Below are 23,644 nucleotides of genomic sequence, written 5' to 3'. Positions count from 1 at the left end.
CCGCTACTTGTGCGCGGTCAGCAGGAAGGCCGGCAACTTGACCCGGCCCTTCTCGTCGAGCGCGTGCGGCGGCAGCTCGGCGGCCGCGTTCGGGATGGCGTTGACGTTGGCGTGGATGAACGCGGGGCGAATCTCGTCAACCGTCCAGTACTTCGACACCGCGGCGCGCAGTTCGTCCTGCTCGACCTCGTGCGGCTTCTGCTCCACCTCGGCGGGGAACGCGCCCTTGGCGAACACCAGCACGAAGTACGACGCGCCCGGCGCGGCCGCCCGGTGGACCGACTGCAGGTAGCCGTCCCGTGCCTCGACCGGGATCGAGTGGAACAGCGTGGAGTCGATGACGGTGTTGAACCGGCCGTCGTAACCCGTGAACGACGTGATATCCGCCTGGGCGAAAGCCGCGGTGCTCAGATTGCGTTCCTGGGCGGCCCGATTCGCCGCCGCGATGGCGGTCGGCGAAATGTCCAGCCCGACCACGGTGTAGCCCTGCGCCGCCAGGGTCAGCGACAACTCGGCGTGTCCACAGCCCGCGTCCAGCACGTCACTGCGGATCTTGCCGGTGGGGAAAAGCGCCGCCAACTCCGGCTGCGGCTCACCGATGTTCCACGGCGGCGGACCCTCGAAGGTGCCGTCCTGCCGGTATACGCCGTCCCAGTCCAAAACCTCAGATGCCATGACCTCCAACGTACGCCCGGTCAGGGCGCGGGTGTCTCCCACGTGTGCACCGGGGCGTTGCTGTGCATGGCCTCACAGTACAGCCGCAACATCTCCGCCAGCGCCTGCGGGCGCGCCGCCCCGCGCTCCTGCAGGGCGTGCACGGTGGCCGTCTGCCAGGCGGCTCCGTTGCGCCCGGTTTTCGCCCGGCCCTCGATGACCCCCAGATACCGGTCCCGGACCTCGGTGGCCACGCTCCACCGCCGCAATCCCTCATCGGCCAGCGGGAGCAGTTCGCGTAGCACCAGCTCGTCGGGGGTCACCTCGCCCAGGCCCGGCCAGTACAACCTGGCCTCCATGCCGTGGCGGGCCGCCGCGGTGAAATTATGATGCGCCGCAGCGAAACTCATCTTCGTCCAGACCGGGCGGTCCTCCTCCGACAGGGTGCGCAGCAGGCCGTAGTAGAAGGCAGAGTTGGCCAGCATGTCCACCACCGTCGGGCCCGCCGGCAGCACCCGGTTCTCCACCCGCAGGTGAGGGCGCCGCGCAGCACCTTCCCCGACGAGGTCATAGACCGGGCGGTTCCACCGGTAGATGGTGCCGTTGTGCAGGCGCAGTTCGGACAGCTGCGGGGAGCGGCCGGCCGCCAGCTCGGCGACCGGATCCTCGTCGGACAGCTCGGGCAGCAGGGCGGGGAAGTACCGGACGTTCTCCTCGAACAGATCGAAAATCGAAGTGATCCAACGCTCGCCGAACCACACCCGCGGCCGCACCCCCTGGGTCTTCAGCTCGTCGGACCGGGTGTCGGTGGCCTGGGTGAACAGTTCTATCCGCGTCTCGGCCCACAGTTCGTGGCCGAAGAAATACGGTGAGTTGGCGCCCAGGGCCAACTGCGGGCCGGCCAGCACCTGCGCGGCATTCCAGTTCCTGGCGAAGTCGGCCGGGGACACCTGCAGATGCAATTGCACACTGGTACAAGCCGATTCGGGCGCGATATCGGCCGACTGCACCGCCAGTCGTTCCGGCCCGGCGATATCGATGTCGATGTCCTCGCCACGCGCGGTGAAGATCGAATCGTTGAGGGCCTGGTACCGCGTGGACGGACTCATCCAGTCGGTGTCGAGGTGCTCGGGCATCAGCGTCGGCAGGATGCCGATCATCACGATATGCGCGTCGTGATCTGCGGCCCTGGCCTCGGCCGCGTTCAGGCTGGCGCGCACCTCGTCTTCCAGATCCAGCGCCGCCCGGCCCGGCAGCGGGCGTGGCGGAACGTTGAATTCGATGTTGTAGGCGCCCAATTCGGTCTGATATGCCGGGTCGGCGATGGATTCGAGCACCTCGGCGTTGCGCAGCGCGGGCTGGTAGGCATGGTCGACCAGGTTGCACTCGATCTCCATCCCGGTCAGCGGCCGGTCGAATTCGAAACTGGACTGGGACAGCATCGTCTCGAACACGTCCAGGCACAGCTGCACCTTGCGCCGGTACTCCCGGCGCTGGGCCCGGCTGAAGTCGCTCTGTGTGACGTCCTCACCCATGGCGTGAGCCTAGCGGCGGGTGGCCACCGTGACCTGTGGACTCATCAGACCGGTGCGGACCTCGACGTCCACCCCTGCGTGGGCGGCCAGCGCCCGCATGGCCGACGGGCTGTAACAGCGCAGCGAGCTGATCACCCCGTCGTGTACGAACGGGACGAACGGGGCCAGCGGCAGCATCGTCGCCAACCGCAACAGATGCAGCGGCGACGGCGGCCGCGGCAGGTCGATGACGACCAGTTTGTCAGCGACCCGGGTGCCCTCGGCGAGCACCTTCGACGCCAGCGCCGGCGGGAGATGGTGGAACGACAACGCGAACACCGCGAGGGCGAACTCGCCGTCGCGCGCGTCGATCGCGGTGGCGTCCACGGTGCGCACCTCGGCGCGCGGGTGGGCGCCCAGCGGGCCGGTGGAGATCGCGGCGACGGATTCGGCGTCGATATCGCTGACGGTCACCCGTGCGGTGGGATGCCAGTCCAGCACGGTGGCCGAGAGCGCGCCATGGCCGGCGCCGAGCTCCAGGATCAACGGATCGGGCACGTCGGCGATCTCGTCGAGGACGAGGCGGGCGTGCTGGTCGTGATGACCGAAAACCCGTCCGGTCCAGTCCAATGCGGCGATCACGCTGCGTTTGACGGCTGGGGGTACATCCTGGCGATCGAGGTACTCCAGCCGGTCGGTCTGCAGCAGCCGGTCCACGCACGACGCGTCGGGACCGCCGCGCGGCATGCGATCGATGGCGGTGGCGTCGGTGTTGGTGTGGGGCATCCGGATCAGACGTTCTGGCACTTGCGCAGCAGGACCCGCAGCACGTCGTAGAAGCGGGCGCCGAGCAGGGCGTGCGTTCCGGTGTCGCCGATCTGCACCGTCGCGGTGATCTGTTCGGCCAGGTCGGCCAGATCCTTGGCGCGCGGGGCAACATCGTCCGCGGTCACCCGGTTGGCCTGGTCGCGCAGCTCGCGGGACCAATTCTGGAAGTCGCCCGTGGTCGGGCCTTGGTTGGCGAACGAGGGCAGGACGAATGCGGACTGCGCCATGCTGGTGGTGATCAGGTCCCGGGCCTGCCGGCAGCCCTTCCCGGAGATGTAGGTGTAGGTCACCGAGGAGGCGATGACGACGACGGCCAGGGCGACCGCCGTCATCGCGATGTTCACATTGCGTTGTGGTGCGTCGAAGACGATCCGCCGCCAGAGCAGGTGGGTGCCCACGGCGACGGCCGAGGCGGCCAGTGCCATCAAGGTGGCCGCCAGCGGGCGGCCGAACCCGGACGCCGAGTTGATCGCCGCGGACGTCGCGATGGCCGTCAGCACCACCAGCATGTACAGCCACATGCCGCGACGGCGTTCGGTGGCGTCGGCGTCCCGGAAGCTCACCCCGAGTACCCCGCCGAGTCCGGTGAGGATGGCGACGATCACCGGGATCGCGTAGCCGCTGAGTTCGTCGGTGGTCACCCCGCGATGCTATCGAGCGGGTTCGGCGCCGACGATCACCCGATCGCCGCGGTGGGTCTGCATACCCCGCGCGCCATGCAGACCCACCGGCCGGCGTCACTCCTCGCCGAGGATCTGGTAGACCTCGCGACGGGCGTTGTTGACGATGTCGAGGATGCGTTGCTGCTGCTCATCGCCGGCGGTGTGCACAGACTGGGCGACCGCGCCGAACAGCTGACCGAGCGCGGCGCGCAGGTTGACGGCGTTGGGATCGGCATCTTCGGCGATGGCGTCCCAGGGTGCGGTCTCGATCCTCTCCGCGGTGGCACGACCCTCGTCGGTCAACTCGAAAGTCTTCTTGCTGCCTTCGCTTTCGGCGGGAACGATGAGACCCTCGTCGACCAGCAGTTGCAGGGTGGGGTAGACCGAGCCGGGGCTCGGCCGCCACAGATCGTTGCTGCGGGTGGCGATCTCCTGCGTCATCTCGTAGCCGTGCATGGGCCGCTCGGTGAGCAGTTTCAGGATCGCGGCACGCACGTCTCCGCGCCGACCACGGCCGCCGCCGCGACCACCGCGACCGTGCGGCCCGCCGGGGCCGAAGCCCCCGCCGAAGCCGCGACCGAATCCGGGCCCGAAGCCCGGACCGAAACCGGGGCCGAAGGGGCCCTGGCCGGCGCCGTGTTCGCGCAGGTGTTCGCGGAACTCGCGACGGGCCTGGCGACGCTGTTCGTGCAGGGCGCGCCGGTCAGCGGGGCCGAAGCCGCCGGGGCCGAACGCCGGACCGAAACCGAACGGTTGATGGGGTGGGGTGAAAGGGGTGTTCATGGTGTTGTCCTTCGTGGCAAGGAGACACCGGATGTGTCTCCGATACGTTGACGATATATCGGAAACTATCGCGATGCAACACCCAATCAGCTGGCGACGAACCGGCGCGGCCCTCCCGTGGTCACGATGCGGCCGAAACGCATGCCCGGCAGGTGGGGCGCCACCACCAGGTCGGCGGTGTCGGCGATCTCGTCGGCGATGCGGTTGCGTGCGGCCCGCGCGGCGGCGGGATCGGTATCCCAGATGACCTCCCAGTCCCGCTCGGTGAACTGCACCACCGAGTGCACGACGTCGCCGAGCAGCAGCGCCCGCTCGCCGCGCGACGACACCACGAAGATGGTGGTGCCCGGGGTGTGCCCCGGCGTGAAGATGGCATCCACCCCTGGGGCGATCGGCACGTCACCGTGAAACGGCGCCAGCCGCGGGGTGATCGGCGTGAGGGTGGCCAGGGTGTGTTCGTCGCGCCCATGGGTGACGAAATGGTCCCAATCCGCTTGGTGTACACGGTAGGCCGCGTTCGGGAAGACGACCTCGCCGCGGTGACTGGCCCAGCCGATGTGGTCGAAGTGCAGGTGGGTGAACACCACATCGGTGACGTCGGCGGGCGCGACGCCGCTATTTCGTTGTGCGCACCGAGATTTCTTCGATCAGCCACTGCGCCCACTGGGCCTGCATGGTGTGGTACCGCAGCCCGTGCTCCAGTGCGGCCAGGCCGTAGAAGGACTCGTCGGAGTCGTCCCAGTGCACGCTGTCACGCAACGCCTCCAGGCGGGCGATCTCGGCGCGGGAGTGCTCGGCCAGCGCCTGTACGTGCCCTGTCGCGCTCTCGGTCGGTAACTCGCCCAGCAGGAAGATGCGCAGTTGTTCGGGGCTGCGGTAGGGCGGGTCGTCCTGGGGATTGCCGAGCCAGCGCAGCAACTTGGCGCGTCCCGTATCGGTGGCGCGGTAGACCTTGCGCCCCCGTGGGCCGGTGTCGGCCACTTCGATCAGGCCGGCGGCGGCCAGTTTGTTGAGCTCACCGTAGAGCTGGCTCTGGGTGGCCGGCCACACATTGGCCATGGACTTCTCGAACCGCTTGAGCAGGTCGTATCCACTGCCCGGATGCTGGACGAGCAGGCCAAGTGCGGCGATGCGCAGACTCATGGCCATCATCCTACATTCCACTATTGACATGTCAGTAGTGGAATGTCATCGTGGCGGTATGACTGAGACCTCTGCCCTGCCGCTCGGGCAACCGGACTTCTTCCGGGTCGGCAACTACGCGCCCGTCACCGACGAATTGACCGAATACGACCTACCGGTCGAGGGGGTGATCCCGCCCGAACTGGACGGTTGGTACTTGCGCAACGGTCCCAACCCGCGCCAGGCGGCCGCGCACTGGTTCACCGGTGACGGCATGATCCACGGCGTCCGGATCGAAGGGGGACGGGCCAAGTGGTACCGCAACCGTTGGGTGCGCACCGACAGTTTCCGCCACGACTTCCCGCTCTACAACGCCGACGGCAGCCGCAATCTACGTGCGGCGGTATCCAACACCCACGTCGTCAACCACGCCGGAAAGACCCTGGCACTGGTGGAATCGTCGCTGCCCTACGAGATCACCCGGGAGCTGGCCACCGTCGGCGCCTACGACTTCGGCGGCAAGCTCACCGATTCGATGACGGCCCACCCCAAGATCTGTCCCACCACGGGTGAGTTGCACTTCTTCGGTTACGGCAGCATCTTCGAGCCCTACGTCACCTATCACCGGGCGGATGCCAACGGCGAGCTGACCGTCAACCGGCCGGTCGATGTGAAGGCGCACACCATGATGCACGACTTCGCGATGACCTCCGGCCACGTCGTGTTCATGGATCTACCCGTCGTCTTCGACCTCGACGTCGCGATGACGGGCGAAGGCGGCATGCCCTACCGCTGGAGCGACAGCTACGGCGCGCGGTTCGGGGTGTTGTCCCGGCAGGACCCGTACGGGGTCATCCGCTGGTTCGACGTCGACCCCTGCTACGTCTTCCACGTCGTCAATGCGTTCGAAACCGGGGATCGTATCGTCGTACATGCGGTCCGCTATCCCGAAATGTGGCGCCACGACGCCGGTTTCGACGTCGCCGGCGTGCTGTGGGAATGGCAGATCGACTTGGCTGCCGGGACCGTGTCCGAACGCCAACTCGACGACGCCGGCGTGGAGTTCCCCCGCATCGACGACCGGCTGGCGGGTCTGCAGGCCCGGTATTCGGTCGCGGTGGCCGGCAACAGCTGGCTGCGTTACGACCTGGCGGCGGGCACCACGGTCCGCCACGACCTGGGTACCGGAGGGCCGGCGGAAGCGGTCTTCGTGCCCGGACCCGGTGCGGCCGACGAGAACAACGGCTGGTACCTCGGGTACGTCTACGACCCGCAGCGCGACGGCAGCAGCCTGGTGATCGTGGCTGCCTCCGACTTCGGCGGCGAGCCGGTGGCCACGATCGGGCTGCCCCAGCGGGTCCCATATGGGTTCCACGGCAACTGGATCGGCGCCTGATTTCCCAGCCGATTTCCAGCGCCGCCGGACTAGGGTGTCCGGATGGGTGTGAAGTGGCTGGACGAGCCCGAAGACCATGACTACGACGCGGCGGCGGACTATCTGAGCATGCTGGCCGAACCGGCCGTCGTGGCGGCCACCGTCACCGCGCTCAAGGCGGCGAAACCCGTGCAGCGCAAGGCCAAAGACATCCTGCGGGCGGCGCGGCTGGCATTGTTGCCGGAGAACAACGCCCACGTCCGAGCCGACCTGGCCAAGATCAGCGACGGTAAACGGCTCTCACCGATCCTGTTGGTACGTGGCCGGTATGACGGGAACGTGCCGATGCAGGTGGCCGACGGGTATCACCGGGTCTGCGCGAGTTACCTCACCGATGAGAACACGCCGATTCCGTGCCGTCTGGTGTCGTGGCAGGCGTGATCGGGAAGGCGATGTGACCGCCTTCGGCTTCGACACGCTCGCGCTGCTCGCCGTCATCGGGCTGGCCGGCCCGGCGCTGGCCGCCATCCCCGGGCTCCGGGTACCGGTGGTGGTCGGCGAGCTGACGGCCGGGATCATCATCGGCCGCACCGGATTCGGGATCGTCGACGACACCGATCCGACCTTCCGGCTGCTGGCCAACATCGGCTTCGCACTCGTGATGTTCGTCGTGGGCACCCACGTCCCGGTGCGCGACACGACGCTGCGCGGCGCACTCGGAACGGCCGCGCTGCGCGCGGTGGTGGTTGGCGCGGTGGCGGCGGTGTTCGGGGCGGCGATCGCCTCCTTCTTCGGCACCGGGCACGCGCTGCTGTACGCGGTGCTGATGGCCTCGTCGTCGGCGGCGTTGGCCCTGCCGGTCATCGACTCGCTCGGGTTGACCGGGCCGCCGGTGCTGTCGGTGACGGCCCAGATCGCGATCGCCGACGCCGCCTCGATCGTGCTGCTGCCCTTGGTGATCGATCCGGCCCGGGCGCCCCGCGCAGCGCTCGGCGGCCTGGCGATCGGGGCGGCAGCCGTGGTGGCGTTCGTCGTGCTGCGGCATTTCGAGCGCACCGGTCGCCGCAAGCGGATCCACCACTACTCCGAAGACCATCGGTTGGCGCTGGAGTTACGGTTCAGCTTGATCCTGTTGTTCAGCCTCGCGGCACTGGCGATCGCCACCCACATCTCCATCATGTTGGCGGGTTTCGCACTCGGACTGGTGATTTCGGCGATCGGGGAGCCACGCCGGCTGGCTCGCCAGCTGTTCGGGATCACCGAAGGGTTCTTCGCGCCGCTGTTCTTCGTGTGGCTCGGTGCCTCGTTGCAGGTACGCGAACTCGGCGACCACCCGCAATTCATCGCGCTCGGGGTGGCATTGGGAGTGGGCGCGATAGCCGCGCACACCGTGGGCCGGCTGTTCGGCCAACCGTTGCCGCTGGCAGTGCTGGCCGCCGCGCAACTCGGCGTGCCGGTCGCGGCCGCCACGCTGGGCACCGAACAACATCTGCTCGCACCGGGTGAGCCGTCGGCGCTCATCCTGGGTGCGCTGATCGCGGTTGCGGCGACATCGGCGGCGGGTGCGGTCGCCAAACGAGGTCAGGCCGGGGCCGCGCCGGCCACCTGATCAGCGGCGAGCCGAGCCCGGTACGCCGCCGGGCTCATCCCGTATGCCCGTTTGAACGCCGTGCTCAACGCGAATGCCGTGCCGTACCCCACCCGGTCCGCGACCGCGGCAACGGTGTGGTCACCGGACCGCAGCAGATCGGCGGCCAGCGCCAGGCGCCAGCCGGTGAGAAAGGCGATCGGCGGTTCACCGACCAGATCGGTGAATCGGCGGGCCAGCACGGCACGTGAGGTGCCGACCGTGGCGGCCAGATTCGCCACCGTCCAGGGATGCCGCGGATTGTGGTGGATCAGCCGCAGTGCGGGGCCGACGATGGCGTCATCGCCGGCTCGCCACCACGGCGGCGCAACGCCTTCACCGTCGAACCAGGTGCGCAAGGTGTCGATCAGCAGCAGATCGAGTAACCGGTCGAGATACGCCTCCTGCCCCACCCGGTCCCGGCCGGCTTCGGCGGTGAGCAGATCGATCAACGGGACCGGTCGCTCCTGCCCGATCACCAGCACCGCGGGCAGGGCCCGGAGCAGCCGGGCGCTCACCTCGCTGCGGCCCTCGTAGGCACCGATCACCACTCGATCGGCGCCCGCGACACTGTTGCCCCAGGTGCGCACGCCCACGCTCAACGCGAAGCGCATGTCGTCGCCGCGCAGCGTGGTGCAGCGCTGGCCGGGGTGGATGACCAACTGCGGTGTCACGTCGGGCGAGGATGCGAAAACGTACTCGCATGCACCGCTGGCCAATGCGACATCGCCTGCTGCCAAGCGGAATTCGTCACCGACATCGGTGGCGATCACCGCGCTGCCCGCTGTCTGGCAGATCAGCGTCAGGGCCCGGTCCTGGATGCGCATCGACCACGGCGGATCCAGCGACAGTCGCAGCACGAACGCCCCGCGGGCCCGGACCCCGTCGAGCAGTCCGGCGAGTGCATCCATACCGCCGGACCCTACTGCCCGACCCGCCGACCCGTCGCTCATCTCACGATGTGGACGCCTTGGAGGCGTAGCGGCAGTGGGATCACCGTCGGTTCGGCTATCGCGGCCGTTGGGCGACATTTTGTTGCTGATTGTCGACGTGGTGGACATCTGCGGAGCACATGCCGAGATGTGCCACGAGCCATGCTGATCGTCGTTTGTGACCCGTATCACGCAGCTCATGCGCCTTCGGTCCGACGTGCTCGGTGGTTGCCGGCAAGCCGTGTGAACGGCTAACTACTTTTCTGCCGACGAGGTTAGCCAGCATCGTTGCCATCGCAACGAGCGCGCCTCACCAGCAAAACAAGGAATCCGCAGCGTGTCAGGAGCTGAATTTTGTCAGCGTATGAAACTTTGCTCAAACCCATTGTCACCAACTTACTGACCAGTAGGTTCTGATGGCCTGGGGGGAATAAGAGATCCGATGAAGGGATGACACCAGGAATGTCAATGCAGTCGGCCATGCGCCCATACGTCACCGCGGGCGTCGCGCTCGTCGGTGCGAGCGTCATCGCGGTGACACCGATCGCTGCGCACCCCAACCTGCCGCAGATGCACATGCCGCAGGTGCAACTGACCGCATCGTCGTCGATCGACAACCCGATCAACGTCTTCAAGCCGGTGGTCGACGACGCCGGGGCCTGGGTGAACGAAACCCTGCACACCGTGCTGGCGAACCCGCTGCCGATCCTGCGCCAGATCGTCGACAACCAGCTGTACACCGCGAGGCAGGTGCTCGACGCGGCCAAGGCCGCCGGTTCGGCGCTCGGTCAGCTCGGTGCGGGGCTGCCCGCCACGCTGAAGGCGGTCGGAGCCAAGCTGGCCACGGGCGACGTGAACGGCGCCATCGATGCCCTCATCTCGTCGGGTCTGCAGCCGATCCTGAACTTGATCAGCAACCCGTGGACCGCCCTTCAGCCGGCGCTGGAGCGACCGTTCAAGGTGGCGCAAGCCCTGATTCCGGCCCTGTACGACTCCGGGCTCAGCCTGTTGGTCGGAGTGGTCGTCTCCACCGTGGGTATCGGGTTCGATACCGGCACAACGCCTTTCCTGAAGCAGATCGTCACCAGCACACAGGCGGTGCTCGATTCCCTGAAGACGCTGAACCCGGTGAACGTCATCAACGCGGTGCAGCACGGCATCGCCGATGTGCTGCAGAACGCGGTGGCCCAGGCGAAGGCGTTCACCGAGCAGACCTTCCCGTACATCGGTGCGCAGATCCTCAAGGCGCTGCAGGCCGGCCTGCCGACCACCGCTCCCACCGCCACCGCGGCCGTGGCAGCCGCGGTGCCCACCGCCGCGGCCACGGTGACCCTGGCCGTGGATGCCACGGGTGCGGCACCGGCAGCGACCACCGCCAAGGACGCGGCCGGCGCCGCCACCGGCACCGAGGCACCGGCCGAGGCAACCGGCGGCACCACCGAGTCCCCGGCCACCCCGACGACCACGGAAGCCGAGGTCAAGAGCCCCGCCGAAACCGAGACCAGCACGAAGGAGGCCGAGTCGAGCACCGACGCCAAGGACACCGAAGGCGCCGCGTCGGCGACCAAGGATGCCACCGACACGGGCACCAAGGATGCGACCGGCACCAAGGATGCGACGGGAACCAAGGACGCGACCGGCACCAAGGACGCGACGGGAACCAAGGACGCGACCGACACGAAGGCTGCCACGGGTACCAAGGGCACCCAGGGCTCGGGCGGATCGGTGACCCGGGACAGCATCAAGGCCGAGCCGGGTTCGGGCGTGAAGGCCGGCGGAACCCATGCCTCGACCGGCGGATCGTCCTCGAGCGCGGCCGAATCGGCGGCCGGCACGGACTCGGCCAAGGCCGGTGCCGCCGCGGGTTCGGCGTCGAAGGCCGGTAGCGACGCCGGTTCCGGCAGCGAGTAACACCCACCACGGCAATGGCCTCCCCTGCACGGGGAGGCCATTGTCGTGTGAGACGCCTGCGTATGAAATCGAGACCATCAGCCATAGATCGTCTGCGCCGAGCGCAGTTGACTGAGGTCATGACCAATGCACCGATCACCCTGCTCACCGCCGGCACCACCATCGGCAGCGCCGCTGTCGGCGGCATCTTCTACGCGTTCTCCAGCTTCGTGATGCCGGGGCTGGACCGTACCGGCCCGGCCGGTGCCACCACCGCCATGCGCGGCATCAATGCCGAAGCCCAGGCCAATGCGCCGTTCCTGGTTCTGTTCTTCGGTACCACCGTGCTCGCGCTGGTGCTCGGGACCGTCGCGGTCGTGCAATTCGGCCGCCAGGGCAGCGGCTACCTGCTGGCCGGCGCGGTGCTGGCGGTGCTGCCCGCGGTCATCACCATCGCGTTCAATGTGCCGCTCAACGATCGGCTCGAGGCCGGCCTGGATTGGCAGGCCTACCTGGGTCCGTGGTCCGCGTGGAACCATGCCCGCACCATCACCGCGCTGCTGGGTGCCGCGCTCATGGTGACCGGCGGAACAACACGCTGACGATGACGGCCGCGGTCAGCGTGAGCGCGATCGCGATCGCCGCGGTCGGCGCGACACCGGAATCGAACGCGGCGTGCGCCGACTCCAGCAGACGTTCTGCCAATGGCATCGGCAGGTCGGCGGCCACCGAGGTCGCACCACCGATGCTCTCGCCGGCCGCGCCCGCCTGCTCGGGTGTCAGCCCGCTCGGCACCACCACGTTGGCGCGGTAGCAGGCGGTGAAGATGGTGCCCAGCGTCGCGGCACCGACCACGGCGCCGAGTTCGTAGGCCGTCTCCGAAACCGCCGATGCCGCACCGGCTTTGGCGGCCGGTACCGATGCCACGATGGTGTCGTTGGACACCGTCTGCGAGATTCCGACCCCGAATTCCAGCACCACGAAGGATGCGATCACCGCCGCGACGGTGAGGTCGTGCCGGAACAGCAGAATCAACGTGAAGCCGAGCGCCACGAAGATCAGGCCGACGATCATCAGCGTCTGGGGTGCGAATCGCCGGGCGGCCCGCACCACACCCATGCCCGCGATCATCGACACGACCGCCCCCGGCAGGGTCACCAGGCCGGCGGCCAGTGGGCTCAGTCCCAGTACCAACTGCAGGTGCTGGGAGGTGAAGAACATGAACCCGATGAGCCCGACGATGGACAGGAAGTTGGCCAGCACCGACGAGGTGAACGGCCCGTACCGGAACAGCGCCATGTCCAGCATCGGTGTGGCACTGCGGTTCTGCCGCCGCACGAACAGCACGCCGGCGGCGATGCCGAGGGCGAACGCGCCCGCCACGGTGGCCGACAGGCCGTCGTGGGCGGCGGTCTTGATCGCCCAGACGAACGGCAGCATGGCGACGAACGAGAGCGTGACGCTGACCAGGTCCAGCGGGCCCGGATGCGGGTCCCGCGATTCGGGGACCAGCTTGGGGGCCAGCACCAGCAGCGGCGCCAGGATGGGCACCGCCACCAGAAATACTGCACCCCAATGGAAGTGCTGCAACAGTGCACCGCCGACGATGGGGCCCAGCGTGGTTCCCGCGGTGAAACACGAGGCCCAGATGGCGATCGCCAGCCGGCGCGCCGAAGCCTCGGTGAAGATGTTGCGGATCAGGGACAACGTCGAGGGCATCAGCATGGCGCCGAACACGCCGAGCACGGCGCGGGCCAGCACCAGTAGCTCGGCGCTGGGGGCGAAGGCGGCGGCCGCCGAGACCACCGTGAAGCCGCTGGCACCGATCAGCAGCAGCCGGCGCCGGCCCACCCGGTCGCCGAGGCTGCCCATCGCCACCAGAAGTGCGGCCAGCACAAGGGAATACACGTCGACGATCCACAGCTGCGTGGACGCGGCCGGGCGGAAATCCTCGGCGATCATGGGCAGCGCGAACGCCAGCACGGTGTTGTCGATGGCGATCAGCAGGACGGGCAGGGCCAGCACGGCCAGGGCGATCCAGGCGCGCTTGGGAGTGGTGGGTGTCTTCGATGCCGTGACATCGAGGCCGGTGGACATGGAACTTCCTTAACGAGAGGTGATGGTGCCGTTGGTGAGGCTGGACATGATGGCGTCGACGACCTGGTGCCGGGGGATGCCGTCCTGCCTGATGGCGTCGTAGCCGGTCAGGAGCAGCGCCCAGAACACCCGCCGGGCCCAGCCGGGCGGATACACCGGACCGTCGGCCGTCGCGCGGGCCAGTACCTCGGCAATGGCCTCGTCTCCGGTATCGAGGTGGGCGGCCAATTCGGGATCGGCCAACAGGGTCGGGTCGGTGTAGATGTAGAGCACGATCGGGCCCAGGTCGAGCTGACTTTCCACCACCCGGCGCAGGGCCGCATCGACGGGGCCGCAGGCGGGATCGGCGGCGGCGATCGCGGCGGTGCTGACCTCGTGCACATGCAGGGCCACCGCCCGCATCAGGTCACTGCGCTCCGAGAAATACCGGTGCAAGGTGCTGCGCCCGACGCCCGCGGCGGCGGCGATATCGGCCATGGTCGCGGCCGGATTGCCCGCGATGACCGTTACCGCCGCGTCGATGATCGCGCGGCGGGTCCGGCCGCGTGGACCGCTGACGGGTCCCGCGCCGGCGTCGGCCCAGGCAGGCATACTCATGCGTCAAAATATACCAGAAATGACCCAAAATGGGACATGCGTGTCCCACTTTGTCACTGCGGCGGGGCGAACCCGCTGTTCGTCGGCGGTGGGGCCGCGCTGGGCGGCAGCGGCGGTGGTGGCGGTGCCGGCGGTGCCGGCGCGGATTCCGGCCGCGCCACCCGCAGCCGCTCCAGCTCGCGGCGGTGCCGCTCGGCCAGTACCGCCGCCAACACCGGCTCGGGAGGAGTGCCCGGCGGCGGTGGCGGTGCGATCCGGGCCAGCACCTCGCCGGCGATCCGGTGGGCCATCTGCTCACGCATCCGCGGGTCCAGCTGTGCCGTGCGGGACAGGAACTGGCGCGCCATCTCAGCCTGTGCCGAGCCCAGGCCCGACAACTGGATCGTGCTCGCCCACCCGGCCAGCGCCGGCGGCATCGGGGGCGGAGGATCGAGCCGCGGCGTGCGCTCGCTGATCACCATGGTGCCGGCGAACACGTCACCGATGCGCTTGCCGCGCGGTGACACCATGCTGCACAGCACGGCCGGCGCCCCGGTGAACATCCAGATCTCGATGACACCGGCCAGCGCGCGGAAGATGGCTTGGCGCAGGCGTTCCGGGCCACCGTCATCGGAAACCACGCGCAGCCCGAGCGCCATCTTGCCCAGAGATCGGCCGCGGGTCGCGGTCTCGAAGATCACCGGATAGCCGAGCAGGGTCAGCACCGTGAAGATGATCAGTACCGCAGCCGACAATGCGGAATCGAAGTCCGCCAGCGTCAAAGCCCACAACGTGACGCCCAAGACGTAGCCGATCAGCATCACCGTGAGATCGATCAACGCCGCGGCCGCACGCACCGGCAACTGGGCGATCGACACCTCGAGCACCACCGCATCGCCCGTCACCAAGGGTTCCGGCTGGGACACCATGCCCTCGAACGCTACTAGGCCCGAATTGTCGCGCTTCTCAACGCGGCTCGGTTCTCACCGCTCGATCGGCGCGCGACTATGCTGACCAGCGTGGATGTCGACGCGTTCGTGCTGGCCCACCGCGCGACCTGGGACCGGCTGGAACAGCTGGTCAAGCGCCGCCGCGCGCTGACCGGTGACGAGGTCGACGAGCTGGTCGACCTGTACCAGCGGGTCTCCACCCACCTGTCGAAAGTGCGCAGCGCATCGGCCGATCCGGTGCTGGTCGGTCGGCTGTCGGGTTTGGTGGCCAGGGCGCGCTCGGTGGTCACCGGAGCGCACGCGCCGTTGTGGAGCGAGCTGATCCGTTTTGTCACGGTGTCGTTCCCGGTCGTGGCCTACCGGTCCTGGCGGTGGTGGCTGGGCACGGCGGTGGCCTTCTTCGCGGTCGCGGTGGTGATCGGGGTGTGGGTGGCCGGCAGCGCCGACGTGCGTGCCTCGATCGGGACGCCGGCCGAACTGGACCGGCTGATCAACCACGACTTCGCCGCCTACTACAGCGAGAACCCGGCCGGATCGTTCGGCCTGCGGGTGTGGGTGAACAACTCCTGGGTGGCGGCGCAGTGCATCGGCTTCGCGATTCTGCTCGGTATCCCGATTCCGTACGTGCTGTTCCAGAACGCACTGAACGTGGGCGTGTCCGGCGGGCTGATGTACGGCGCCGGCAAATCGGATGTGTTGCTGGGCTTGCTGATTCCGCATGGCCTGCTGGAACTCACGGCGGTGTTCCTGGCCGCGGCGGTGGGAATGCGGCTGGGCTGGACGGTGATCGCGCCGGGCGAGCGGCCCCGCGGGCAGGTGTTGGCCGAGCAGGGTCGCGCCGTGGTGGCGGTCGCCGTCGGGTTGGTGGTCGTGCTGCTGGTCTCGGGCTTGATCGAGGCGCTGGTGACGCCCTCGCCGCTGCCGACATTCCTGCGGATCGGCATCGGAGTGGCCGCCGAGGCGCTGTTCCTGGCTTATGTCATCCACTTCGGCCGCAAGGCGGTGCGGGCCGGGGAGTCCGGCGACGTGGCGGACGCACCGGACGTGCTGCCGACCCGCTAGAGCCTGCCGGTGGCCTTCATCGCCAGGTAGCGGTCGGCCAGCGCGGGGGCCAGCTCCTCGGGTGGCGCGTCGACGACGTCGACGCCGTGCCGCCGCAGCCGGGCCGCGATCTCGTGGCGGTCATTGCGGGACCGTTCGGCCGCCGCGGCGTCATAGACCTGTGCGGCGTCGGCCCGACCGGCCGCCAATTCGTCCACCCGGGGGTCGGCCACCGCCGCGAGCAACACCTGGTGCCGGGCGGCCAGTTGCGGCAGCACCGCCATCAGGCCCTCATCCAGGGCCGAGGCGTTGAGGTCGGTGAGCAGCACCACCAGGGCGCGTCGGCGGACCCGGCGTTGCACCGCGGAAACGGTTGCCGCGGCGTCGGATTCGACCAGCGCCGGCTGCAAGGGCGCCATCGCCTGGACCAACTGGGCCAGCACCTCGGTGCGCGCGGCGTTGAACACCGTGGCTCGCGGAACGCGGTCGTGCGCCAGGAAGTCCACGTGGTCACCGGCCCGTGCGGCCAGCGCGGCCAGCAGCAGCGCGGCGTCCATGGACCAGTCCAGCCGCGGCCAGCTGCTGGGGTCCTGGGACGTCGGGTCCACCCCGATGCGTCCGGCCGAGGTGCGGCCGGTGTCGAGCACGATCACCACCCGGCGGTCGCGCTCGGGACGCCACGTCCGGACCACCACGTCGGCGCGCCGCGCGGTGGCTCGCCAGTCGATCGAACGCACGTCGTCACCGACGACATATTCACGCAGCGAATCGAATTCGGTGCCCTGACCGCGGATCAGCACCGGAACCATGCCGTCGAGTTCGCGCAGTTTGGCCAGCCTGGACGGCAGGTGCTTGCGGGACAGGAACGGCGGCAGGATGCGCACCGTGCCGTCCACGTGATGCGACCGCTGCCGCCCGGCCAGGCCGAGCGGGCCGATGGAACGAATCGTCACATGCGCCGGGCGCTGGTCGCCGCGCCGCACCGGTGCCAGCGTGGTGACGATCCGGAGGCGTTGTCCCGCTGCGATGTCCACCGCGCTGTCGCGCGGCGTCGCGCAGGCGCTGGGCGGCCAGGCATCCCGGACCCGGCCGCGCAACCGCCGTGACCCGTCGTTGTGCAACATCAGCTCGGTGCGCACCGGTTGGCCCAGCCGTGCGGTGGTATCGCCGGACCGGTGTGCCTGCACCGCCCGCGGATCCGCGGCCAGCGCCACGTCGACGCCCACCGCCGCGGCCAGCAGCAGGGCGAGCAGGACCACCGTCACGGCGGGCCACGGTGACAGCAGCACCGGCAGCGTGCCGATCACCGCGATCATGCCGGTGCGGCCGGTCAACACCACTAGCGCGGCACCGGGACGGAGGTCAGGATGCCGTCCAGCACACCGTCGGGGCTGGCCCCTTCCAGCTCGGCCTCCGGCCGCAGGGCGATGCGGTGTCGCAGGGTGGGCCGGGCCATCGCCTTCACGTCGTCGGGGGTCACATAGTTGCGGCCCGACAACCAGGCCCACGACCGGGCGGTCGCCAGCAACGCGGTGGCCCCGCGCGGGGACACCCCCAGCTGCAGCGACGGTGACTGCCGGGTGGCGCCGACGATATCGACGATGTAGCCCAGCACCTCCGCAGAGACCAGCACCTGGCGCACCCCGTCGCGGCCGGCGGCCAGTTCGGCCGGGCCCGCCACCGGGCGCACCGACGACAGGTCACGCGGGTCGAAGCCGCGCGCGTGCCGGTCCAGGATGGCGATCTCCTGATCGCGCGGCGGTAGCGGCACATTCAGCTTGAGCAGGAAGCGGTCCAGCTGCGCCTCCGGCAGCTGGTACGTGCCCTCGTACTCGATGGGGTTCTGGGTGGCCGCGACGATGAACGGGTCCGGCAGTGGGCGGGGTTCGCCGTCGACACTGACCTGCCGCTCCTCCATTGCCTCCAGCAGCGCGGCCTGGGTCTTGGGTGGGGTGCGGTTGATCTCGTCGGCCAGCAGCAGGTGGGTGAACACCGGGCCGGCCCGGAATTCGAACTCGGCGGTGCGGGCGTCGTACACCAGCGAGCCGGTGACGTCGCCGGGCATCAGGTCCGGGGTGAACTGCACCCGTTTGAAGTCCAGCTGCAGGGCCGCCGCCAGGGTGCGCACCAGCAGCGTCTTGGCCACGCCGGGCACCCCCTCCAGCAGCACGTGCCCCCGGCACAGCAAGGCGATGACCAGGCCGCTCACCACCGCTTCCTGGCCGACGACGGCCTTGCCGATCTCGTTGCGCAGGGCGAGCAACGCGTCGCGGGCGGCGTCCTGGGGGGAGGGCTGACTCACGACTGGGTGACCTGCCTTTCGATGTCGTCGAGCTGGTGGGCGAGTTGGTGGAGTTCGGCGTCGGTTCCGGGTGGGGGCCCGAACAGGATGTGGCTCACCGTGTTCGGAGGCTGTCCGCAACGCTGGGCGACGGCCTGGCTGACGGCGGCCTCGCCGGCGGCGGCGCCGAGACCCAATCGCGGCAGCAGCCGGCCCAGGGCGGCGGTGCGCAACGCGGCGGCGGCATGCGCCCTGGCCCGGCGGGACCGGTACAGCCGGGCCCGGCCCTCCACGGTTTCCGACGCCCGCACCACCACCGGTAGGTCCTCGGCCACCAACCGCCCCAGCCGGCGTCCCCGCCACCACGCGAAAAGCGCGACGGACAGACCCAGTTGCAGCACCGCCCAGTACACCCGGTCTGGGATCAGGTCGGTGATCGTCTTCGCGCCCTCGGTGCCGCCCTCGGTGCGCTGTGGCGCGTACCAGATCACCCGGTCGCGGGCGCCGGCCAGGTTCATCGCCAACGCGGCGTTGCCCTTGCCGAGCAGGCCACCGTTGGTCATGAAATCGCTGCTGCCGACCACGGTGACGGTGCGGCCCGCCTCGGTGTAGCGCACCAGCGCACCGCGGTAGCACCGGCTGACGGTGCGCGTCCCCGCCGCCGCAAAGGTATCGCTGAGGCCCAGATCGGCGTCACCGGTACGGACGGCTTCCGGCAGATCACAATCGGGGGCGCCGCCGAACGCGGTGGCGCCGTCGCGGCGGACCCCGGGTGCGAGCCGTTCCCGGGTGGCCGACGTGGGAGCCACCACCAACCGGTCGCCGGGCAGGCCGGCCAGGGTCGCCAGAGTGTCGTCGTCATAGAGGAAGAAGGTCTGCGCCACGACGATCAACGTGTCGGGGCGGGCGGCCCGGACCACCGCCTCGAGATCGTCGGCGACCACGACGTCGACACCGTGCTCACCGAGGAGGGTGACCAGGGCGTGGGCGCCGTCGGGTGAGGTGGAACCGGCCTCCATCAGCCCGCCGGGCCGCGGCGCGGTGAGAACCGTGGTCAGCACGGCGACGGCGATGACGGCGGCCACCGCGAGCGTGGCCCAGCGCGCGGTCCGCCATCGACTCACCCCGGGCGCCGCCGGTGAACTGGTTGTCGTCATCGCACCGGAACCCAGGCGTCGGGTACGGCGCTCGGGGCGCCCGGCGGCGCGGCCGCGGCATGGTCCAGGTGGTCGTCCAGGCCGGCGATCACCCGGTAACCGGCCTCGGTGGCCGGGCGGGCGCCGTAGGCCACGTCGTTGAAAATCTCGGCAGCACGGCTCAATTCGTCGCGCAGGCCGCCCACGGCGGCGGCCGCATCGCGGGCGAGTTCGGTGGCGGTGCGCCCGGGCACCGGGTCGAGCACCCCCGTCTCCTCCAGCTTGCGTGCGACCGCACGGAGCCGGTGCCGGATGGCGGCCGCCCAATCCCCTTGCGCGGCACACTGTTGCGCCAGGGCGCGGTGTTCGGCGGAGCCGAGCTGGTGGCCGTCGAACAGGGCGACATCACCGCCGCGGCGGGTGCGCATGGCGCGCATCGCCACCCGGATCGCCACCACGGCCGCGATGACGACCAGCAGCGACAGCAGCCCGACGGTGATCCACCCGCCGGGCACCGACGAACCCGCACTGAACACCCGGTAGAGCAGGTCCTCGAGCCAGGCCCACAGCTGGTCGGTCAGCGACGGCTTCGGGTAGATCGGCTTGCCCAGTTCACGTTGCGCCGCCTCATGGGCGGCGTCGCTGTCGATGTCGAGTCCGGACACGTCAGGGCCGGCGGGTCAGCCACAGGTGGTCGGTACTGTCCGCGGGGGCGACCGGACCGGCGCCGGCGCCCGTCTGCAACACCAGATCGAAGGCCTCCGCGCGGATCCGGCGATCGGTGTACTGCAACACGACCACCCCCGCGGTGAACGGCGAGGTGAGGATCTGCCCGATCGCGGCTCCCACGGAGATCAGCACCAGGCCGACCACCGCCGCGGCGGTGGTCTCCGAGGCGAGCAGCAGAATCTGGCCGCCGAAGCTGAACGGCACCGCCACCGCGCCGGCGATCATGCCCGCCACCATGGTGGCCAGCAGGCGGATGCCGAACACCCGCCAGAAATCGTTGCGGATCAACGCGAACGACCGCTGAACCGCGGCGAGGATGGGTAGCCGCTCCAGCACGATGAGCGGCGGGACGAAGCTCAGCATGGTGCCCAGGTACACCATCAGGATGACCAGACCGAGCAGGAGCGGAATGCCGACCAGGAACCCCGCGGCGGCGTCGCCCACCACGACCGCCACGACGGTCAGCCCGACGGCGACGCCGACGAGCAGGATCGCCCCCACCGCCTCGAGCGCGGTGAATCCGAGCAGTGCCCAGATTCGGCCGCGCAGCCGCTGCCAGGCCGCGCCGATGGTGATTCCCGATCCGAAGACGGCGCGCCCCACGATGACGGTCAGCAGTCCGGCCAGCACGATGCCCGACACCCAGGTGGCGACGGCACCGGCGATGGTGCCCAGGGTGGGGCCGATCAGTGCCACCGCCGGCGCGTCCTCGCCGGTGTAGGCGGAGTCCAGCGCACCGCTGCTGGCCAGCGGGGTGATCTGCAACAGCAGCGCGAACAACTGCGCGATGACCACCACGATGGTGGTCAGTCCCAGGGTGGCCTTGGGGTTGGCCCGGATGTAGGCGAAGGCGCCGTTGAAGATGTCGGACAGGTTCAGCGGACGCAGCGCGATGATGCCGGGCTTGACCTCCGGGGGCGGGCCCGGATACCCGCCGTAATAGCCGTGACCCGGTGGGGGATAGCCGGGGTAGCCCGGATGGCCGGGATAGCCACCGTATCCGGGCGGCGGGTAGGCCGGGCGGGGTCCGCCGCCATACCCACCGGGATCGCTGTACATGGCCACCATCCTGTAGTCGACTCGGGTAATTGACAACGTATCCGGATGTCGACCCCGGCAGGCGTAGCGTCGCAGCCATGGCGGAACTGAAAGACCGGCTGCGTGCGGATCTCACCGCGGCGATGAAAGCACAGGACAAATTGCGGACGGCGACGCTGCGGATGCTGATCGCCTCGATCGGGGCCGAGGAGGTGTCCGGCAAGCAGGCGCGCGAACTGTCCGATGACGAGGTGCTCAAGGTGCTTGCGCGGGAAGCCAAGAAGCGGGCCGAGGCCGCGGAGATCTACACGCAGAACGGCCGCGGCGAATTGGCCGCCAACGAGCATGCCGAGGCCCGGGTGATCGACGAATACCTGCCGACGCCCCTGACCGAGGCCGAAGTCGCCGACGTGGTCGACACCGCGATCGCGCAGATCGCCGAGGAGATCGGCGAGCGGCCGGGGATGCGGCAGATGGGTCAGGTGATGAAGGCCGCCACGGCGATCGCCGCGGGCAAGGCTGACGGATCGCGGCTGTCGGCGGCCGTCAGGGCGCGGCTGTAGGCCGACTCGTCAGGTTGGCCACGGCACGGCGCTCGACCAGCAGGGCGATGTAGTCGCGTACGGTGCTGGTGACGAAATGCCGGTGGGCGTCGGCGACCGCGGCGGTGACGTGCTCGGCGGGCAGACCGGAGTATTTCTCCAGCAGCCGCGTCGTCACGTCGTTCACCTGATCTTCTTCCGTGCGTTTACCCACGCTAAACATTTTGGGGTAGCGCCGCCGCGCCGGTCAACCTGGAGATCGCCGCACTCCCGGTGACGCTCGACACCCGTCAGGGCGCCGTTCTCGGCGCGGCGGGCTGGGCCTCAATCCCGGTGTTCGCCGGGCCCTTCGGGAATCGGCGGCTGCGGGATCACCGGGTAGTCGCCGGTGTAGCCCATGCGCTGGGCCGCCAGCGCCGTCACCTTGCCACGCACCGCGTACCAGCCGCCGATCAGCATCGGGACCAGGACGATGATCGCGATCAGATTCCAGATGTTCTCATAACACATCAGAACGGTGACCGCGGCCAGGAAGACCAGTGTCAGGTAGCCGGTGTACGGCGTGCCCGGCAACCGAAACGTGGGCCGCTGCAGGATGCCCTTGCGCTCCCAGCGGTACAGCTGGAGCTGACAGGCCACAATCATGGCCCACGTCGAGATGATGCCGAGGGCCGACAGGTCCAGCGCGATGTTGAAGGCGTCCTCGGGCACGAACAGGTTGAGCACGACGCCGAGCAGAGTCAGGGCGCCGGTCAGGGCGATCCCGCCGAACGGGACGCCGTTGCGGTTCATCTTCGCCGTGAAGGCCGGACCGCTGCCGTTCATCGCCATCGAGCGCAGGATGCGCCCGGTGGAATACAGCCCGGCGTTGAGACTGGACATCGCGGCGGTCAGCACCACCAGGTTCATGATGCCGCCGGCCGCCGGGACCCCGATCTTGGAGAAGAACGTCACGAACGGGCTCTCGCCCTTGTGGAATTCGGTGTAGGGCAACAATAGGGCGAGCAACACCAGCGAGCCGACGTAGAACAACGCGATGCGCACGATCACCGAGTTGATCGCCCGCGGCATCACCTTGGGCGGGTCCGCGGTCTCGCCCGCCGCGATGCCGACGAGTTCGACTGCGGCATAAGCGAAGATCACACCCGAGGTGACCACCACCAGTGGGAAGATGCCGACCGGCAGCAGGCCGCCGTTATCGGCGATCACGCCGAAACCGGTGGATTGGCCGTTGATCTGGAACCGCCCGGCCAGGAAGACGATGCCGACGACCAGGAAGGTCACCAACGCGGCGACCTTGATGATCGACGCCCAGAACTCCATCTCGCCGAACAGTTTCACCGAGATGATGTTCATGGTCAGGACGATGCCCAGGGCGATGAGGGCGATCAGCCATTGCGGGATCGCTTCGAACATCCCCCAGTAGTGCACATACAGCGCCACCGCCGTGACGTCCACGATCGCGGTGGCCGCCCAGTTGAAGAAGTACAGCCAGCCCGTCACGTAAGCGGTTTTCTCACCGAAGAATTCGCGCGCATAGGAGACGAACGAGCCCGACGACGGCCGATGCAACACCAGCTCGCCGAGGGCGCGCAGGATGAAGAACACGAAGATGCCGCAGACCGCGTACACGAGGAACAAACCGGGACCGGCGCTGTGCAGCCGGCTGCCCGCACCCATGAAAAGGCCGGTGCCGATCGCCCCGCCGATGGCGATCATCTGGATCTGGCGGGGTTTGAGGGCCTTGTGATAACCCTCGTCCTCGTGGTTCAGGGCCGAATTGTCGTACGTCGATTCTGTGGTCATCCCGCTCCCCGTCGGTGACTGCGTGGTCGCTCGACCGTAAGCCGGGCCGGCGAGGCGCGAA

General features: G+C 69.1%; 24 protein-coding genes and 1 pseudogene. 7 read left to right on the top strand and 18 right to left on the bottom strand.

Annotated features, from left to right (window positions below; translation table 11 throughout):
• Positions 1–3: 3 nt before the first annotated feature.
• The 7 genes and pseudogenes from BN977_RS12205 to BN977_RS12175 form a co-directional block, all read right to left on the bottom strand.
• Entirely contained in the window at positions 4–675 is a 672-nt protein-coding gene (locus BN977_RS12205; protein WP_036398970.1) for a class I SAM-dependent methyltransferase, read from the bottom strand.
• Positions 676–695: 20 nt separating this feature from the next.
• Positions 696–2,189, bottom strand: a complete 1,494-nt coding sequence (locus BN977_RS12200; protein WP_024454635.1) for a glutamate-cysteine ligase family protein — start codon at positions 2,187–2,189, stop codon at positions 696–698.
• Between the two features lie 9 nt (positions 2,190–2,198).
• Complete coding sequence (locus tag BN977_RS12195; RefSeq protein ID WP_036397740.1) at positions 2,199–2,954, bottom strand: class I SAM-dependent methyltransferase; 756 nt, start codon at positions 2,952–2,954, stop codon at positions 2,199–2,201.
• A 5-nt stretch (positions 2,955–2,959) separates the two neighbouring features.
• Positions 2,960–3,637 carry a hypothetical protein gene (locus tag BN977_RS12190; RefSeq protein WP_036397739.1) on the bottom strand — a complete coding sequence of 226 codons (678 nt, stop codon included), beginning with the start codon at positions 3,635–3,637 and terminating at the stop codon, positions 2,960–2,962.
• 96 nt (positions 3,638–3,733) lie between these two features.
• The gene (locus BN977_RS12185; protein WP_036397737.1) at positions 3,734–4,441 is read right to left on the bottom strand and encodes a PadR family transcriptional regulator; all 708 of its coding nucleotides are present in this window, start codon (positions 4,439–4,441) and stop codon (positions 3,734–3,736) included.
• Positions 4,442–4,527: 86 nt separating this feature from the next.
• Positions 4,528–5,046: pseudogene (locus tag BN977_RS12180) on the bottom strand (MBL fold metallo-hydrolase); the annotation flags it as partial.
• Positions 5,047–5,056: 10 nt separating this feature from the next.
• The gene (locus BN977_RS12175; RefSeq protein WP_036398967.1) at positions 5,057–5,584 is read right to left on the bottom strand and encodes a PadR family transcriptional regulator; all 528 of its coding nucleotides are present in this window, start codon (positions 5,582–5,584) and stop codon (positions 5,057–5,059) included.
• A gap of 58 nt (positions 5,585–5,642) precedes the next feature.
• Between BN977_RS12175 and BN977_RS12170 the strand changes: the two genes are divergently transcribed.
• From BN977_RS12170 to BN977_RS12160, 3 genes are read left to right on the top strand one after another with little or no spacing between them, the layout of a single operon-like run.
• Positions 5,643–6,959 (top strand): carotenoid oxygenase family protein, encoded by a 1,317-nt coding sequence (locus BN977_RS12170; RefSeq protein ID WP_036397736.1) that lies wholly within the window; start codon positions 5,643–5,645, stop codon positions 6,957–6,959.
• 42 nt (positions 6,960–7,001) lie between these two features.
• Entirely contained in the window at positions 7,002–7,379 is a 378-nt protein-coding gene (locus tag BN977_RS12165) for a hypothetical protein (RefSeq protein WP_024454628.1), read from the top strand.
• 13 nt (positions 7,380–7,392) lie between these two features.
• Positions 7,393–8,547 carry a cation:proton antiporter gene (locus tag BN977_RS12160; RefSeq protein WP_036397735.1) on the top strand — a complete coding sequence of 385 codons (1,155 nt, stop codon included), beginning with the start codon at positions 7,393–7,395 and terminating at the stop codon, positions 8,545–8,547.
• Here the strand turns inward: BN977_RS12160 and BN977_RS12155 are convergent.
• Complete coding sequence (locus BN977_RS12155) at positions 8,520–9,476, bottom strand: AraC family transcriptional regulator (protein WP_051561308.1); 957 nt, start codon at positions 9,474–9,476, stop codon at positions 8,520–8,522. The two genes, BN977_RS12160 and BN977_RS12155, sit on opposite strands and share 28 nt — an antisense overlap.
• A gap of 501 nt (positions 9,477–9,977) precedes the next feature.
• Between BN977_RS12155 and BN977_RS31430 the strand changes: the two genes are divergently transcribed.
• Together BN977_RS31430 and BN977_RS12145 are read left to right on the top strand one after the other, a co-directional pair.
• Complete coding sequence (locus tag BN977_RS31430) at positions 9,978–11,408, top strand: hypothetical protein (RefSeq protein WP_131590087.1); 1,431 nt, start codon at positions 9,978–9,980, stop codon at positions 11,406–11,408.
• 119 nt (positions 11,409–11,527) lie between these two features.
• Positions 11,528–11,989, top strand: a complete 462-nt coding sequence (locus BN977_RS12145; protein WP_036397733.1) for an anthrone oxygenase family protein — start codon at positions 11,528–11,530, stop codon at positions 11,987–11,989.
• Here the strand turns inward: BN977_RS12145 and lfrA are convergent.
• Genes lfrA through BN977_RS12130 form a run of 3 tightly spaced genes read right to left on the bottom strand, consistent with a single transcriptional unit; the run spans position 11,961 to position 14,989 of the window.
• On the bottom strand, positions 11,961–13,484 hold the full coding sequence (gene lfrA, locus BN977_RS12140) for an efflux MFS transporter LfrA (protein ID WP_036397732.1): 1,524 nt from the start codon (positions 13,482–13,484) through the stop codon (positions 11,961–11,963). The genes BN977_RS12145 and lfrA overlap by 29 nt on opposite strands.
• Before the next feature lie 9 nt (positions 13,485–13,493).
• Positions 13,494–14,081 (bottom strand): TetR/AcrR family transcriptional regulator, encoded by a 588-nt coding sequence (locus tag BN977_RS12135; RefSeq protein WP_024454622.1) that lies wholly within the window; start codon positions 14,079–14,081, stop codon positions 13,494–13,496.
• 53 nt (positions 14,082–14,134) lie between these two features.
• Positions 14,135–14,989, bottom strand: coding sequence for an RDD family protein (locus tag BN977_RS12130; protein WP_036397731.1), 855 nt, complete (start codon positions 14,987–14,989; stop codon positions 14,135–14,137).
• A gap of 90 nt (positions 14,990–15,079) precedes the next feature.
• Here BN977_RS12130 and BN977_RS12125 point away from each other — a divergent pair, with 90 nt between their 5' ends.
• On the top strand, positions 15,080–16,072 hold the full coding sequence (locus tag BN977_RS12125) for a stage II sporulation protein M (protein WP_024454620.1): 993 nt from the start codon (positions 15,080–15,082) through the stop codon (positions 16,070–16,072).
• Here BN977_RS12125 and BN977_RS12120 read toward each other — a convergent pair.
• The 5 genes from BN977_RS12120 to BN977_RS12100 are packed head-to-tail and all read right to left on the bottom strand — an operon-like array spanning position 16,069 to position 21,265.
• A complete protein-coding gene (locus BN977_RS12120) occupies positions 16,069–17,391 on the bottom strand; it encodes a DUF58 domain-containing protein (RefSeq protein ID WP_036397730.1) in 1,323 nt (440 codons plus the stop codon). The two genes, BN977_RS12125 and BN977_RS12120, sit on opposite strands and share 4 nt — an antisense overlap.
• Positions 17,391–18,353: an AAA family ATPase gene (locus tag BN977_RS12115; RefSeq protein WP_036397729.1), complete on the bottom strand. Its 963-nt coding sequence runs from the start codon at positions 18,351–18,353 to the stop codon at positions 17,391–17,393. Before BN977_RS12115 ends, BN977_RS12120 begins: the two co-directional genes overlap by 1 nt.
• Positions 18,350–19,489 carry a DUF4350 domain-containing protein gene (locus tag BN977_RS12110; protein WP_051561304.1) on the bottom strand — a complete coding sequence of 380 codons (1,140 nt, stop codon included), beginning with the start codon at positions 19,487–19,489 and terminating at the stop codon, positions 18,350–18,352. The genes BN977_RS12115 and BN977_RS12110 overlap by 4 nt, the downstream gene beginning before the upstream one ends.
• Positions 19,486–20,133, bottom strand: coding sequence for a DUF4129 domain-containing protein (locus BN977_RS12105; protein ID WP_036397727.1), 648 nt, complete (start codon positions 20,131–20,133; stop codon positions 19,486–19,488). The genes BN977_RS12110 and BN977_RS12105 overlap by 4 nt, the downstream gene beginning before the upstream one ends.
• Position 20,134: 1 nt before the next feature.
• Complete coding sequence (locus tag BN977_RS12100; protein WP_036397726.1) at positions 20,135–21,265, bottom strand: DUF7847 domain-containing protein; 1,131 nt, start codon at positions 21,263–21,265, stop codon at positions 20,135–20,137.
• A 68-nt stretch (positions 21,266–21,333) separates the two neighbouring features.
• Here BN977_RS12100 and BN977_RS12095 point away from each other — a divergent pair, with 68 nt between their 5' ends.
• Positions 21,334–21,798: a GatB/YqeY domain-containing protein gene (locus BN977_RS12095; protein WP_036397725.1), complete on the top strand. Its 465-nt coding sequence runs from the start codon at positions 21,334–21,336 to the stop codon at positions 21,796–21,798.
• Here the strand turns inward: BN977_RS12095 and BN977_RS12090 are convergent.
• The gene (locus BN977_RS12090; RefSeq protein WP_051561302.1) at positions 21,782–21,991 is read right to left on the bottom strand and encodes a three-helix bundle dimerization domain-containing protein; all 210 of its coding nucleotides are present in this window, start codon (positions 21,989–21,991) and stop codon (positions 21,782–21,784) included. The two genes, BN977_RS12095 and BN977_RS12090, sit on opposite strands and share 17 nt — an antisense overlap.
• A gap of 110 nt (positions 21,992–22,101) precedes the next feature.
• On the bottom strand, positions 22,102–23,583 hold the full coding sequence (locus BN977_RS12085) for an amino acid permease (RefSeq protein WP_024454612.1): 1,482 nt from the start codon (positions 23,581–23,583) through the stop codon (positions 22,102–22,104).
• Positions 23,584–23,644: the final 61 nt, after the last annotated feature.

Origin of the sequence: Mycolicibacterium cosmeticum (assembly GCF_000613185.1) — a bacterium.
In the GTDB taxonomy this organism is placed as follows: Bacteria; Actinomycetota; Actinomycetes; order Mycobacteriales; family Mycobacteriaceae; genus Mycobacterium; species Mycobacterium cosmeticum.
Note: the sequence above shows the minus strand (reverse complement) of the source record. Positions and strands in the feature narration are given on the sequence as shown.

Bases quoted from the DNA above. Each gene is read 5' to 3' on its own strand.
- BN977_RS12135 (WP_024454622.1), bottom strand. From the start codon at position 14,081: ATGAGTATGCCTGCCTGGGCCGACGCCGGCGCGGGACCCGTCAGCGGT.
- BN977_RS12175 (WP_036398967.1), bottom strand. From the start codon at position 5,584: ATGAGTCTGCGCATCGCCGCACTTGGCCTGCTCGTCCAGCATCCGGGC.
- BN977_RS12155 (WP_051561308.1), bottom strand. From the start codon at position 9,476: ATGGATGCACTCGCCGGACTGCTCGACGGGGTCCGGGCCCGCGGGGCG.
- BN977_RS12130 (WP_036397731.1), bottom strand. From the start codon at position 14,989: ATGGTGTCCCAGCCGGAACCCTTGGTGACGGGCGATGCGGTGGTGCTC.
- BN977_RS12170 (WP_036397736.1), top strand. From the start codon at position 5,643: ATGACTGAGACCTCTGCCCTGCCGCTCGGGCAACCGGACTTCTTCCGG.
- BN977_RS12185 (WP_036397737.1), bottom strand. From the start codon at position 4,441: ATGAACACCCCTTTCACCCCACCCCATCAACCGTTCGGTTTCGGTCCG.
- BN977_RS12205 (WP_036398970.1), bottom strand. From the start codon at position 675: ATGGCATCTGAGGTTTTGGACTGGGACGGCGTATACCGGCAGGACGGC.
- BN977_RS12200 (WP_024454635.1), bottom strand. From the start codon at position 2,189: ATGGGTGAGGACGTCACACAGAGCGACTTCAGCCGGGCCCAGCGCCGG.
- BN977_RS12110 (WP_051561304.1), bottom strand. From the start codon at position 19,489: ATGACGACAACCAGTTCACCGGCGGCGCCCGGGGTGAGTCGATGGCGG.
- BN977_RS12095 (WP_036397725.1), top strand. From the start codon at position 21,334: ATGGCGGAACTGAAAGACCGGCTGCGTGCGGATCTCACCGCGGCGATG.
- BN977_RS12145 (WP_036397733.1), top strand. From the start codon at position 11,528: ATGACCAATGCACCGATCACCCTGCTCACCGCCGGCACCACCATCGGC.
- BN977_RS12085 (WP_024454612.1), bottom strand. From the start codon at position 23,583: ATGACCACAGAATCGACGTACGACAATTCGGCCCTGAACCACGAGGAC.
- BN977_RS12100 (WP_036397726.1), bottom strand. From the start codon at position 21,265: ATGGTGGCCATGTACAGCGATCCCGGTGGGTATGGCGGCGGACCCCGC.
- BN977_RS31430 (WP_131590087.1), top strand. From the start codon at position 9,978: ATGCGCCCATACGTCACCGCGGGCGTCGCGCTCGTCGGTGCGAGCGTC.
- BN977_RS12195 (WP_036397740.1), bottom strand. From the start codon at position 2,954: ATGCCCCACACCAACACCGACGCCACCGCCATCGATCGCATGCCGCGC.
- BN977_RS12165 (WP_024454628.1), top strand. From the start codon at position 7,002: ATGGGTGTGAAGTGGCTGGACGAGCCCGAAGACCATGACTACGACGCG.
- lfrA (WP_036397732.1), bottom strand. From the start codon at position 13,484: ATGTCCACCGGCCTCGATGTCACGGCATCGAAGACACCCACCACTCCC.